The organism is Pseudomonas tolaasii NCPPB 2192, from assembly GCF_002813445.1.
Classification (GTDB): domain Bacteria; phylum Pseudomonadota; class Gammaproteobacteria; order Pseudomonadales; family Pseudomonadaceae; genus Aquipseudomonas; species Aquipseudomonas tolaasii.
The window spans coordinates 3,404,368-3,417,201 of the sequence record NZ_PHHD01000001.1 but is presented as its reverse complement, the minus strand read 5'-3'; the positions used below and the strand labels follow the sequence as shown (position 1 = coordinate 3,417,201).

12 protein-coding genes are annotated in these 12,834 nt (G+C 55.9%); 2 read left to right on the top strand and 10 right to left on the bottom strand.

Translation table 11 applies throughout. The features are described 5' to 3' along the window. Positions 1-12 precede the first annotated feature (12 nt). From ATI14_RS15890 to ATI14_RS31850, 9 genes are all read right to left on the bottom strand, one after another. The gene (locus tag ATI14_RS15890; protein WP_016973314.1) at positions 13-2,139 is read right to left on the bottom strand and encodes a sulfotransferase; all 2,127 of its coding nucleotides are present in this window, start codon (positions 2,137-2,139) and stop codon (positions 13-15) included. A 77-nt stretch (positions 2,140-2,216) separates the two neighbouring features. Further along, complete coding sequence (locus tag ATI14_RS15885; protein WP_016973313.1) at positions 2,217-3,548, bottom strand: ABC transporter ATP-binding protein; 1,332 nt, start codon at positions 3,546-3,548, stop codon at positions 2,217-2,219. Next, complete coding sequence (locus ATI14_RS15880) at positions 3,538-4,356, bottom strand: ABC transporter permease (RefSeq protein ID WP_016973312.1); 819 nt, start codon at positions 4,354-4,356, stop codon at positions 3,538-3,540. The genes ATI14_RS15885 and ATI14_RS15880 overlap by 11 nt, the downstream gene beginning before the upstream one ends. After that, entirely contained in the window at positions 4,356-4,901 is a 546-nt protein-coding gene (gene rfbC, locus ATI14_RS15875) for a dTDP-4-dehydrorhamnose 3,5-epimerase (protein ID WP_016973311.1), read from the bottom strand. Before rfbC ends, ATI14_RS15880 begins: the two co-directional genes overlap by 1 nt. Continuing rightward, positions 4,901-5,785, bottom strand: coding sequence for a glucose-1-phosphate thymidylyltransferase RfbA (rfbA, locus tag ATI14_RS15870; protein WP_016973310.1), 885 nt, complete (start codon positions 5,783-5,785; stop codon positions 4,901-4,903). The genes rfbC and rfbA overlap by 1 nt, the downstream gene beginning before the upstream one ends. A gap of 2 nt (positions 5,786-5,787) precedes the next feature. Next, entirely contained in the window at positions 5,788-6,684 is an 897-nt protein-coding gene (gene rfbD, locus ATI14_RS15865; RefSeq protein WP_016973309.1) for a dTDP-4-dehydrorhamnose reductase, read from the bottom strand. Next, positions 6,681-7,751: a dTDP-glucose 4,6-dehydratase gene (gene rfbB / locus ATI14_RS15860; RefSeq protein ID WP_016973308.1), complete on the bottom strand. Its 1,071-nt coding sequence runs from the start codon at positions 7,749-7,751 to the stop codon at positions 6,681-6,683. Before rfbB ends, rfbD begins: the two co-directional genes overlap by 4 nt. A gap of 4 nt (positions 7,752-7,755) precedes the next feature. After that, on the bottom strand, positions 7,756-8,328 hold the full coding sequence (locus ATI14_RS31855) for a glycosyltransferase family protein (RefSeq protein ID WP_278045759.1): 573 nt from the start codon (positions 8,326-8,328) through the stop codon (positions 7,756-7,758). A 186-nt stretch (positions 8,329-8,514) separates the two neighbouring features. After that, positions 8,515-8,655 carry a glycosyltransferase gene (locus ATI14_RS31850; RefSeq protein WP_278045760.1) on the bottom strand — a complete coding sequence of 47 codons (141 nt, stop codon included), beginning with the start codon at positions 8,653-8,655 and terminating at the stop codon, positions 8,515-8,517. A gap of 642 nt (positions 8,656-9,297) precedes the next feature. Between ATI14_RS31850 and ATI14_RS15850 the strand changes: the two genes are divergently transcribed. After that, positions 9,298-10,701, top strand: coding sequence for an FAD/NAD(P)-binding protein (locus tag ATI14_RS15850; protein ID WP_080520121.1), 1,404 nt, complete (start codon positions 9,298-9,300; stop codon positions 10,699-10,701). A gap of 58 nt (positions 10,702-10,759) precedes the next feature. Here ATI14_RS15850 and ATI14_RS15845 read toward each other — a convergent pair whose 3' ends face one another. Beyond that, positions 10,760-11,620, bottom strand: coding sequence for a DMT family transporter (locus ATI14_RS15845; protein ID WP_016973305.1), 861 nt, complete (start codon positions 11,618-11,620; stop codon positions 10,760-10,762). A 421-nt stretch (positions 11,621-12,041) separates the two neighbouring features. Between ATI14_RS15845 and ATI14_RS15840 the strand changes: the two genes are divergently transcribed. Continuing rightward, positions 12,042-12,833 (top strand): CPBP family intramembrane glutamic endopeptidase, encoded by a 792-nt coding sequence (locus ATI14_RS15840; protein ID WP_026083391.1) that lies wholly within the window; start codon positions 12,042-12,044, stop codon positions 12,831-12,833. Position 12,834 lies beyond the last annotated feature (1 nt).

Genomic DNA, 12,834 nt, shown 5'->3' with positions numbered 1-12,834 from the left:
TGTACCGATCAATTATTTATGAAATTTTTGCCGAAAAGCCTGAAGTCTGCCGCACCAGGAAGCATTCAGTTGATCCAGAGACTCTTGCAAGCGCTGAGCGTCCATGCGCAGTTCATCGATCGTGGCTTGCTGTGCCATGACATCATGTTGCAACCCGCGAATCTCAGCGCCCTTAACATTGCTCTGCTCTTCCAGTTCACCGATACGGTCTAAACGCATTGATAACTGCGCACTCAACTCGCCGACTTGCTGGGTCATCCGGGCGCCAATGTCATTGAGCCCGACAATATGGTCTTCACGCGCAAGCAGCGTTTGTTCGAGCACGGACTTTTGTTCTTGAGCGGTTGATACCGCCTCTTCAAGACGGTGAATGTGTTGAGCCTGGGCACCGATGGTTTTGTCGAGTTCGACCGTATGCTCTTTCAGCACGGCAGCAGCGGTCTCTTGCTCGGACAAGCGCTCGCTATACAACGCCAGTTCAGAACCGAGGTGCTGAATGTGTTGTGCCTGGTCGGCCAGCGCCTGTTCAAGTATCGCTTTACGTTCACCGCACGCGATGACCTCAGCCTCATACGCTGTGTATTGCTCGACTCTCATCGCCAGCTCGGCGCTGAGTGCGGCGATATGTTTCGCCTGATCATCAAGCAGCTGGTTCAGCTCACAGATATAGTCGGCTCGTGCAGCAAACTCTTCAGTCAATTCCGAGTGCTGCCGAATCCGCGCCAGGCGATCTGCCTCGTGATCCTCCACGGACCGCGCAAGGTTTTCGATGGTTTGGTCCAGGCCTGATATATGTCGGGCGTGGGCTTTCAGTTCCGCCTCAAAATCCGCGATCAGTTTCGCACGTTGCGACAACTCAATATCGAGCCCAGAGATATGCTGGATCTGCTCATTGATGGTGTTGTTCAAACCCGCAATGTGCTGTCCACGATCGGTAAGCTCCTTCTCCAGCGCAGCGGTTCGTCCGGCGCGCAGAGCAAGCTCGGCATCCAGGCTGGAGATATGCTGGGTTTGATCATTGATCGTACTGGCCAGGCCGGCAATGTGTTCTCCACGTGCCTTTAGTGCTTGCTCAAATTCGACAATGCGCTTGGCACGTACTGCCAATTCAGACTCGACACTGCGTATATGCACGGACTGATCATTTATCGTCAGCTCCCTGCCCCCCACCGCCTCAGAAAGATCGGCGACCTTCGCCTCCAGGGAGGAGACGTAAAGCTTTACATTGTAATAGGGAGAGGCATTCTGCGAAGCGGCCTTGCCCTCTTCGGGGACGTCATAACCAAATAAGCTCAAGGACGCTTTTACATGCTCCGGCAGGTGTTCAAACCGGGAGCTTTTATCTTGTTTCCAGGCGTACGCACTGCCCTGAAACGAAGAAGACGATCCCTTGTTTTTTTTCCATGCCAGGTACGCCGCCGAAGAGAGGTTATCCATGTCAAACCGGCAGTAGCTGTCGTAATCGATAAAACCTTTGGGGTCCAGCTGGGCCGCTTCCAGGGTAATGCCGAGAAAGTCACAGATTCGCGAAACTTCAGCCTGTGTATCGGCCACCAGGTGTTCATATTTGACAACCAGGTAGTTTTCCGGACTGAGCAATGTTGCCGCGTCCGCCGCAATCTTTTTGATTTCCGTCGCCCAGCGCGTCAAGTTCAATTCGGCCTTTTTGAACCACCAAGGCGTGCGTGCGAATGATAAAGCCACGTCCCGACCGTCCCTGACGACGTGGATATATTTGGCGCTCGGAAACACCTGCGTCATGATATCCAGGCGTTGCCCGTACCACGGCGTTTGCTCAATCAGGACTTCTTTATTGTGCGACTTTGCAATCGCCTCATAATAACCAGCAAAAAAGTCCTGAATTGACGACAACGGATAGGTCAACCCGGCGCAGTAATCACGAAAGTTAAAGAACCGGGCCAGATCGTGCGGGCAACTGCGCTCAAGCAAATCAGCGGCGGCTTCGGCATCCGCAATCGCACCCAATGCAATATTTTCATAAAATCGGCTGCCGTTGGTGTCGTACTCAAAGACACACTGCATTTCCGGAGGCACACAGACCTTCGAGTGCGCATTGAGTATTTGCGCCAGGTAAGTAGTACCACAGCGACCCGTACCGATGATGAATGCGTTATTCATGATCGGTACAATCTAGGCGTGGCGCGAGTAAACACACCGGGGCCGCAAAGGCTTTCAAACGCAAACGATGTGACATGTTACACCTCAAACTCATGCAATTTCAGCTGCGAGAATCCGTGCACTTTTGACCACACCCTGGCCTTTTCCCAACGTCCCACTCTGAACACAACCGCATCACTGACGACATCAATAAATTCGGCAGTTTCATTTTCAACAATTGTCGAAGATATATTCACTCGAAGCGAATAATTGCCTTCCTGCAACGGCAGTTTAAGTGCGTATTCGGCCAAGTACCGCGCGCCGGCCTTAGTGACAAGATACGGCTGATCGATGTGCGGAAAGCCACAGCCGATAATATTGTTTTTCTTGTCGTCAAAAACGCTGATGTTCACTGAAATTTCTTTTTCGGCATAAGCCTCAAAATACACTTTTACAATGACTTCCTGATTAAACTCGACAAACACCAGGTCCTGGCCATCGGTATCAACCAATTCAACACAGGTCGATCTGACCTCTGCGCTGCCAAAACGAAACTGAGCAACCCGGGTTTCAAACTCGCTCGATCTCTTGAAATTGAGTTCATCCTTTTGTGCAACACGGTTACCCGATTGCGCCGCCGGTTTACCCGCAAAGCCCGGTACAGTCGTCTGCTTGCGGTGTTCGGCGTTCATTTCTTCCTGCATCGTGCGTATGTACCGCTCTGCCACGTCCGCGGCCGGCCCGACAGTGACCAGCCTGCCACGCTCAAGATAAACGCCGCGCGAGCACAGGCTCTTCACCGAGCCCACATCGTGACTGACGAACAAGATGGTCGCACCGTCATCCTGGATGCGAGTCAATGCGGTCATGCACTTGGCCTGGAAGTTCATGTCGCCGACAGAGAGCGCCTCGTCGACAATCATGATTTCCGGCCTGGACATAATGTTCGAGGCAAACGCCAATCGAACGAACATGCCACTGGAGTACGTTTTCACGGGCTGTTCAATGAAGTCGCCAATGTCGGCAAACGCGGCAATCTCTTCAAACCGGGCATCGACCTGATCTTCGGTCAACCCCAGAATAGCGCCGTTCATATAGACGTTTTCACGACCGGTAAACTCAGGGTTGAACCCGGCGCCCAGCTCAAGCAGCGCCGCGATTCGTCCGTTAGTGCGCACCGTACCGCTGGTGGGGTTCAACGTACCGCAGATCATCTGCAGCAACGTCGATTTACCACTGCCATTACGACCAATGATCCCGACCGTCTCGCCTTTCTTTATTTCAAACGAAACATCCCGCAGCGCCCAAAACTCTTTGAAGTACTGGCGGCGGCCGCGCATCAGCATTTGTTTCAGTCGATCATGGGGCTTGTCATAAATGTGGTAACACTTATTGAGGCCCTCGACTTGAATAGCGATATCAGAGGACATCGGCAAACCCCTTACGTGTCTTTTGGAACCAAGCAAAGCCTAACCACGCAAACAAGGCCGACCCGACCATATAGATGGACAAGACCTTCATATCCGGCAGCCGCCCCCAAAACAACACATCCCTGACGCCTTCAACCGCTGGCGTAAGAGGATTGAGCAAAAGAATATGCGCGTACTGCTGGGGCAAGGCACTCGAGGGATAAAAGATGGGCGACAGAAACATCAATACCGTGGTCAGAATTCCGATGAACTGGCTGACATCACGCAGGTAAACCCCCAGCGAAGCGAGCCCCCACGACAGCCCCATCACCAGAAATATCAGCGGCAGCATGATGATCGGCAACATCAAGGCCGTCAGGTGCGGGAGACCGAACAGGCAGAGGTAGGCAATCAACCAAACGCTGAGGCTGACCAGGAAATGGAACATTGCCGATCCGAGGTTGACCCAGGGCAGGATTTCCAACGGAAAAACCACCTTTTTGACATAGTTTGCATTGGCCAGAATGACACCTGGCGCCCGATTCACGCACTCTGCGAACAGGTTGAATACCATCAGGCCGCCGAACAGTACCAACGCAAATTCGGTCTTTGAATCCGTACCGCCACTCCATCGCGCCTTGAAAATCACGCTGAACACGAACGTGTAAACAGCGAGCATCAGCACCGGATTGAAAAAAGACCAAAAAATCCCCAGGAAGGAGCCTTTATAACGACCAATGACTTCCCGCTTGATCATGGCCTTGATCAGGCTGCGATTGCTCCAGACACTCTTGACGAGCGCCGTTGGGGATATCGAGTGCAATTGCATCAGGCAAACACCTCGGCATCACTCAGCAACTTTCCTTGCTGATCTTTACCCGAGAGTGTCGGCTCGCCGACAACAGGCCATTTAATGCCCAATGCAGGATCGTTCCAGGCAATGCAACGCTCATGCGTCGGCGCGTAGTAGTCCGTGGTCTTGTACAAAAACTCGGCAGACTCCGAGAGCACCACAAAGCCGTGAGCGAAGCCTTCAGGCACCCACAGTTGCCGCTTGTTTTCTGCGGAAAGCACTTCACCCACCCATTGACCAAACGTCGGCGAAGATTTGCGGATATCAACGACCACATCAAATACTTCGCCCGCGACGACCCTCACCAACTTGCCCTGCGGCTGCTGGATTTGATAATGCAGGCCACGCAATACGTTTTTTACGGAGCGCGAGTGATTGTCCTGAACAAACGTGACTTCTTTGCCAACCGCGGCTGAAAATTGCGCGTCATTGAAGCTTTCAAAGAAAAAGCCACGATCATCGCCAAATACCTTCGGCTCAAACAATACGACGTCAGATATGGCTAATGGTGTGGCTTTCATCAGTAAATCTTCTCTCGCAAAATACGTTGCAGGTATTGGCCGTAGCCATTTTTGGAAAGCGGTGCAGCAAGCTTTTCGAGCTGTTCGGTTCCAATCCAACCCTGCCTGAAGGCGATTTCTTCCGGACACGCCACTTTCAGCCCCTGGCGATGTTCGAGAGTGGCAATAAAGTGACTGGCTTCCAGCAGAGATTCGTGAGTGCCCGTATCCAGCCACGCGTAACCGCGGCCCATGATTTCCACGGACAGGCTGCCCTGTTCAAGGTAAATACGATTGACGTCGGTAATTTCCAGCTCGCCGCGCGGCGACGGTTTGATGCTTTTAGCGATATCAACCACTTGCTGGTCATAGAAGTACAGACCGGTAACCGCGTAATTCGACTTTGGCTTGAGCGGTTTCTCTTCCAGGCTGACGGCTTTGCCACCGGCATCAAAATCCACAACCCCATAACGCTCCGGGTCGTTTACGTGGTAAGCAAAGACGCTGGCGCCTTCATCGCGCGTCATTGCACTTTTGAGCAGTTGGCCAAAATCGTGACCGTGATAAATGTTATCGCCCAACACCAGTGCCGACAGATCGTTGCCGATAAAGTCTTTGCCAATAATGAAGGCTTGCGCCAGGCCATCGGGAGAGGCCTGCACGGCGTAGGAAATATTCAAACCCCAATTGCTGCCGTCACCCAAAAGCTGTTCGAACCGAGGGGTGTCCTGGGGCGTGGAAATGATCAGAATGTCGCGAATACCCGCCAGCATCAGCGTGGTCAACGGGTAGTAGATCATCGGTTTGTCGTACACCGGCAGCAACTGCTTGGAGATTGCCAGCGTTGCAGGGTGCAGCCGTGTGCCAGAGCCGCCTGCCAGAATGATTCCTTTACGTTTGAGCATGTTTATTTCTCTAGTGTCTCTATGAGCATCCGTGCCACACCGGCTTGCCATTCGGGCAAGCGCAATGAGAAGGCATTCTGCAGTTTTTGGGTATTGAGTCGGGAGTTGCCAGGGCGTCTGGCAGGTGTGGGGTACTGCGCGGTCGTAATTGCGCCTAACGCGGCAGGGTCAACCTTAAGCGACTCACCTGCGGTTTGGGCATGCTCCAGTACGAAGCGGGCATAACGATACCAAGTGGTCTCGCCCGAAGCAGCGAGGTGATAAACCCCTGCCAGTTGCGGGTTCGCACGCGTAGCGCGAATGGCATGTGCAGTCACATCAGCCAGTAACTCCGCACCGGTCGGGGTACCAAACTGATCATCGATAACGTTCAGGCTGTCTCGCTCACGCGCCAGGCGCAGCATGGTCTTGGCGAAATTGTTGCCTCGCGCCGCGTATACCCAGCTGGTGCGGAAGATCAAGTGCGCACAACCTGCGGCCTCAATGGCCTGCTCGCCCTGGAGTTTGGTCTGGCCATACACACTCAGCGGTCCTACCGGATCGTTTTCCTGCCAGGGTGTATCGCCATCGCCGGCGAACACGTAGTCCGTCGAATAGTGCACCAGCAAGGCGTTCAGCTTGCGAGCTTGGGCAGCCAGCATCGCCGGCGCTTCGGCATTGACGCGCAATGCCTGTGCGGGCTCGCTCTCGGCTTTGTCGACGGCGGTGTAGGCCGCCGCATTGACGATGATGTCCGGTGCAAAGCGCTGCACCGTAGCCGCCAACCCTTCCAAGTCGTTCAGGTCACCGCAGTAGTCCCGGCTTTTGGAGTCGAGCGCAAGCAACTGGCCCAATGGAGCCAGGCTGCGTTGAAGCTCCCAGCCCACTTGGCCATTTTTGCCAAGCAAAAGGATTTTCATGCCGAGCGCCCGGCGTAATTCTTTTCTACCCATTCACGATAGGAACCGGACTGGATATTGCTGACCCAAGCCTGGTTGTCCAGGTACCACTCTACTGTCTTGCGGATACCGGTCTCGAAGGTCTCGGCAGGCTTCCAGCCCAACTCACGCTCCAGTTTACGAGCGTCGATGGCGTAACGGCGGTCATGCCCGGGGCGGTCGGTCACGTAGGCGATCTGCTCGCTGTAAGGTTTGCCATCTGCCTTGGGGCGCAGTTCATCGAGCAGCGCACAAACGGTGTGCACGATGTCCAGGTTTGGCTTTTCATTCCAGCCACCCACGTTATAGACCTCGCCCACCGTGCCCGCTTCCAGCACACGACGGATTGCGCTGCAGTGATCTTTCACGTACAGCCAGTCACGAATTTGCTGACCATCGCCATACACCGGCAGCGCTTTACCGGCCAGTGCGTTAACGATCATCAACGGAATCAGTTTTTCGGGAAAGTGATACGGACCGTAGTTGTTCGAGCAGTTGGTGGTCAGTACCGGCAGGCCATAGGTGTGATGGTAGGCGCGCACCAAGTGATCGCTGGCAGCCTTGCTGGCCGAGTACGGGCTGTTGGGCTCGTACTGATGGTTTTCGGTGAACGCAGGATCGTCTTTGGCGAGCGAGCCGTAGACTTCGTCGGTGGACACGTGCAGAAAACGAAAAGCCTGACCCGCGCCTGCATCCAGCCCCTTCCAATACGCACGCACGGCTTCCAGCAAACGGAAGGTGCCTACGACGTTGGTCTCAATGAAGTCTTCAGGACCGTGAATGGAGCGATCAACATGAGACTCGGCAGCGAAATTCAGGATGGCGCGCGGCTGGTATTGCGCGAGCAAACGCTGAACCAACTGGCTATCGGCAATATCGCCATGCACAAATACGTGGCGTTTGTCGCCCTCGAGCGAGCTGAGGTTATCCAGGTTACCGGCGTACGTCAGCTTATCCAGGTTAATGACCGGCTCATCCGCCTGTGCTACCCAGTCCAATACAAAGTTTGCACCGATAAAGCCAGCGCCGCCGGTTACTAAGATAGTCATTGAGTCAGATCTTTTTCAGTAGTGTTGCAAGGATTAGCCCGAGGTTGCCCATCAACGTTTGCCGATATAACCCGGCGGAACGAAACCCCAGTATTCGTCTAAGTAGCGTTTGGCTGCGCGCGCTTTTAAACCGCGCAAGTGTCGCACGCTGCTCTTCGCAAAGACGGTGTTCCATGGCTTCGAGCGCACGAATATTTTGGTCGTTCCACTCGTGAAAACGTCCTTGAAAGATCATCCGTAGCCGAACCAGGCGCGCCGCCCAGCTGGAGTTGCTGCCAATCAGATTTTCATCATGCTGGCGGTACTGCATTTGAGGCTCGGGATCGTAATAAACGACGCCTCCAGCCCCCGTGACCAGTTGGTATGCCCACCAATCGTGAGAAGGCACGACCACATCCATGCCGGCTTCCATGATCAGTTGGCGGGCCGCCTGGTTGAAAACCATGGTGTTACCGCCCGCGATGCTCTGAACGAGGGCGTTCGAAAAATGGGGAGGCAACGAGAAAAGGGGAGAAAAACCGAGCATAACGCCGGAGTCGCCAACCAGGCGCGTACGCCCACAGTAGAGCGCCGGCATGTCCGACGGCTGGCTCTGCAACCAGTTAACCGCTACCTGTAGCTTTTCGTCGCCCCAGATATCGTCCTGGTCACACCATGCGAAATAATCCGCGTGAATGTCGTCGCGGCAGGTCAGCGAGAGGAAATTGGTAACAAAGCCCCTCTGGGGTCCGGCGACGACACTGAGCCGCTCATCCCCCCAACGTCAACGGTACGCCTGAAATACTTCCAGCGTCCTATCCGTTGACCCGTCATCGGAAACGACCAGCTGCCACCGGCTGTGACGCTGCCGTTCGATGGAGTCCAGCTGTTCAGCAACGAATGCCTCACCATTGTACGAGCACATCAAAACCGCGACCTTTGCTAAGCAAACATCGTTCGGTTGGATACAGGAAAAGCTATGCGAGGCGAAAATAGACACGACATCCCTTTGCGAACAAAGAACTCTTCCTGGACAGCTGAGAACAGTAGGATTCAAACGAATATATTGTAAGAATTATTACAGCATTACTCTGTAAGCACAATCTTACATCCTACGGCGACATCGGCCTACCGAACCCGCCTCTTCTTGCGTCAAAAAAGGGCGCGCTGCTCGCTCTTGAGAATGCCCCTCGGGATCGCAAGGAGAAGCCGCCCTCCCCCTGCGCATGAAGGGTGGCGAAGGGTGCTGAGCGCTCCAGGACAACGTGATCGGACGTGCGCGCTTGATTCAGGGCGATAAACGCAGCGTTTTTCCTGCCAGGCTGCCCAGGCCGAGGAGACGAGTTAATATTCAGTTATGCTATATCGCCAACCGCGTCGTTCGCTCAAACTGATATATATCAACGACCTCCAATCGCTGCCGTTGCACACTGGATGACATACCCGGCCCGCTTCATTATTTCGCCTATAACCTCCACCACCTTTACCAAACCTCTGTTGGCTCTAACAAAATCAAAAAAACTTCCTTGTCAAATGAGAAATGGACGGCGTTGAATCGGGAGCTGGAATGAGTACCAAGACCATCGCAATTGTCGGCGCAGGCTTCTGCGGCTCGACGCTGGCTATACATTTGTTGCGCCACCCACCGGCCAACCCTCTGAAGATCCTGCTTTTCAGCAAGCCTGGCAGCACGGCCCGGGGCGTTGCCTACGGCACGCTTGCCCCTGCTCACGTGCTCAATGTTCCGGCGGGCAGAATGGATGCGCTCGCAGGCGAAGACGGCAGTTTCCATAACTACGTCAAACGCAGCCTCCCTACCGCCGGCCCTGGCAGTTTCGTCGAACGGCGTCTTTACGGTGACTATCTGGAAGCGTTACTTCGCGAAGCCATCTGCAATGCTCCACCCCAGTGCGATTTTCAGGAAGTCGCGGGAGAAGTGATCAAGATAATTCCCCAGCCAGACGCAGGGGGCGGGATTTTATTAATGGAGAATGGCGAGCATTTCCGGGCCGACTCCATTGTCTTGAGCGTCGGTAACTGCGCCCGCCGCCCACCCTCCATTGCCCCTGAATTCCGTCCGTTCTACGACAGCCCACGCTACGTAAACGACCCCTGGCAACCGGGTGCACTCAATGGCATCGGCAATGATGACCCGGTATTTCTGATCGGTAGCGGCTTGACGATGCTGGATGTCGTGCTGGACCTTCGTGACCGGGGACACAGAGGCACTATCCACGCGGTGTCCCGCCGAGGCCTTTTGCCACAGCCTCATCGTGAATTGAGCGCACACCCTTCCTACGACAGCGGGTTGTCCGAGCACATGCTGACCCACTGCAGTGCACGTCACTATCTACGCTCAGTGCGCAGCGCGGTCAGGCAGCACGCGCTGGCCGATGGAGACTGGCGAGACATCATTGGAGGCTTGCGGTCTGCAACTCAGCAATTGTGGCATGCCCTACCCCTTGTTGAACGCCGGCGGTTCCTGAGGCACATACGCCCTTACTGGGACGCCCATCGCCATCGCTGCGCCCCGCAACCCGGCGCCCGTCTGCACGCAGAACTGGCAAGCGGTACGCTCAAGCTGTCGGCTGCACGCATCATCGGGTACAGATCAAACCCTCACAGCGTGAGCGTTTCCCTGCGTCGTCGCGGGGCATGCGCCGAAGAACAATTGCAAGCCACAGCGGTTATCAACTGCACAACACCTGCGCTGGATTTTCAGCAACTGGACACCCCTCTTCTCAACTCTTTACGTGAAGAAGGCCTTTTAACGCCCGACGCGCTCGGAACGGGTCTGAACATCGCCCCCTCCGGCGCCTTGCTGGACGGCAATGCCACGCCTTCAGGCTGGCTGTTTTACGTCGGCCCCTTCCTTCAGGCACGTGACTGGGAAGCCACGGCGGTCCCCGAACTGCGGGAATACGTGAAGCGTATGGCGGATACGCTCTGCGCATCACTCGCGCGCCCCTAGCTCTACCGCACACACCTCCCTGCTGCGCCTTAACGACGCAGGAGGGAGGCCTGGGTATTCAACCTTTGCGGAACACAAACACCAACCCGACAATGATCAACCCCATGCCCGCGATGCTTAACAGCGCAAGCCGGTTGCCAAAAATCAGGAAATCCATCACGGCCGTCACCGCCGGCACCAGATAAAACAGGCTGGTGACATTCACAAGATTGCCCCGGGCGATCAGGCGGTACAGCAACAGTGTCGCCAGCAGCGACACCACCAACCCCATCCACAACACCGGCAGGTAAAAACCGGCACTGTGCTCAATGTGAAAAGGCTGGAACGGCACGAACACCGAGCACAGCACCAGGCCCGCCAGGTATTGCACCGGCAGCGTACCCAGCGGATTGTCGGTGATGCGCTTCTGCATGATCGACCCGAACGTCATGCTCGCCAGGGCCAACAAGCCAAACAGCATCCCGGCGAGGGACATGCCGGACAGTCCGATGCCCTGATAAACCACCATGATCAACCCTGCCAACCCCAGCGCAAGCCCGAAGACACGCCTCCACGAACGCTGACGTTCCACCAGCACCACCGTGAGGATCGGCTGCACTCCCATGATGGTTGCCATCACGCCGGGAGTAACCTTGAGGTCCAGGGCCAGCAGATAAAAAATCTGATACGCCCCCAGCAACACCACCCCGGTGGCCGCCGCATACCACAGCGGCTTGCCGGGGCACGGCAGTTTCAACTTCAGCACGGGCACCAGAATTACCAGCCCCGCAAGGGCGATGGCAAAACGGGCCAACAGAAAGGCAAAGGGCGACGCGTGGACCAGGCCCAGCTTGGAGAAAATCGCGCCGCTGCTCCACAGCAGCACAAACAGGCTCGTCGAGGCCGCCGCGGCCGCGGATTGTTTCGAAATAACAGACATGAATACCACCTGTAATCAGGCAAAAAGCCAATTCAGCCAGAGCTGAAATTCAGTAGTTTTTTTCAGGCAGGCAGAGGGGAACAGCGGTTCGCTGATCAGCCCGAAATGCCGACACCCGGCGGTGATACGACTGCGTACACCGGTGTGCTACTGACAGGTGGGGGGTAGTGACTGATCTGCGCAGGCTGCTTGCTCCCGCACGGCACGACCACAGCGCTGACCGCTGAGTCGACTACCGCTATGCACCGGGAAGAAGCTGGCATGGGCTGATCTGTATGAAAGGATGAGGACCCGGCGACTATAACCAGCGGCTTACACACTTTGCAATCACTTCACCGCAGCCTTTTGCGTGGCGGAGTTTTCATGCCCGCGCGCACTGGCGGTCGTTATAATGCCGCCCAGTTTTTTCCAAGGATTTCACATGATCACTTTGCCCTGGCTGTATTTGCTGCTTCTTTCCGTTGGCTATGTACTGGCCCTGACCTACGGGCAATTGGGCGTGCTGGCTGTGGTGTCGGTTGCACTGCTGCTGATCGCCGGTTACGCCGTTCGCCAGCAACGTACCCCTTGGGCACGCTACCTCGGCCATGGCCTGTTCATCGTACTGGCCCTGGGCCTTGCGATGCACTGGCTGCCCGGCTTCTACAATGGACGCGGCATCGCGCCCCAGCGTCTGACGCCCGATGCCGTACCGTTTTCGCTGTACCTGAACCAAGACAAACCGCTGATCGGCTTCTGGCTGTTGCTCGCCTGCCCGTGGATTGTGGCGCGCCGCTCGTTGCGCCTGACGCTGTGTGTCAGCGCCCTCGCCCTGGCCCTCACGGCAGTCGCCGCACTGGGTGGCGCCGCCCTGCTGGGCATCATCAGTTGGGCACCGAAATGGCCGGAGCAGGCCTGGCTGTGGGTGCTCAATAACCTGCTGCTGGTGACCCTGGTCGAGGAAGCCCTGTTTCGGGGCTACGTTCAGGGCGGCCTCAGCCGACGCTTCAAACATCTGCCCTACGGCGAGAACCTTGCCTTGCTGCTGGCTTCGTTGCTGTTCGGTCTGGTGCACCTGGGCGCGGGCTGGCACTGGGTGCTGCTGGCGGGCATCGCCGGGCTCGGATACGGCCTGGCTTACCGTTTCGGCGGCTTGGGGGCTGCGATTGTCACGCACTTCGGCCTGAATCTGCTTCACTTCGGGCTGTTTACCTACCCGATGCTGGCCGGCTGAT

Excerpts from the sequence above, each read along its gene's own strand:
- ATI14_RS15890 (WP_016973314.1), bottom strand. The coding sequence starts at position 2,139 with ATGAATAACGCATTCATCATCGGTACGGGTCGCTGTGGTACTACTTAC.
- ATI14_RS15885 (WP_016973313.1), bottom strand. The coding sequence starts at position 3,548 with ATGTCCTCTGATATCGCTATTCAAGTCGAGGGCCTCAATAAGTGTTAC.
- ATI14_RS15880 (WP_016973312.1), bottom strand. The coding sequence starts at position 4,356 with ATGCAATTGCACTCGATATCCCCAACGGCGCTCGTCAAGAGTGTCTGG.
- rfbC (WP_016973311.1), bottom strand. The coding sequence starts at position 4,901 with ATGAAAGCCACACCATTAGCCATATCTGACGTCGTATTGTTTGAGCCG.
- rfbA (WP_016973310.1), bottom strand. The coding sequence starts at position 5,785 with ATGCTCAAACGTAAAGGAATCATTCTGGCAGGCGGCTCTGGCACACGG.
- rfbD (WP_016973309.1), bottom strand. The coding sequence starts at position 6,684 with ATGAAAATCCTTTTGCTTGGCAAAAATGGCCAAGTGGGCTGGGAGCTT.
- rfbB (WP_016973308.1), bottom strand. The coding sequence starts at position 7,751 with ATGACTATCTTAGTAACCGGCGGCGCTGGCTTTATCGGTGCAAACTTT.
- ATI14_RS31855 (WP_278045759.1), bottom strand. The coding sequence starts at position 8,328 with ATGCCGGCGCTCTACTGTGGGCGTACGCGCCTGGTTGGCGACTCCGGC.
- ATI14_RS31850 (WP_278045760.1), bottom strand. The coding sequence starts at position 8,655 with ATGTGCTCGTACAATGGTGAGGCATTCGTTGCTGAACAGCTGGACTCC.
- ATI14_RS15850 (WP_080520121.1), top strand. The coding sequence starts at position 9,298 with ATGAGTACCAAGACCATCGCAATTGTCGGCGCAGGCTTCTGCGGCTCG.
- ATI14_RS15845 (WP_016973305.1), bottom strand. The coding sequence starts at position 11,620 with ATGTCTGTTATTTCGAAACAATCCGCGGCCGCGGCGGCCTCGACGAGC.
- ATI14_RS15840 (WP_026083391.1), top strand. The coding sequence starts at position 12,042 with ATGATCACTTTGCCCTGGCTGTATTTGCTGCTTCTTTCCGTTGGCTAT.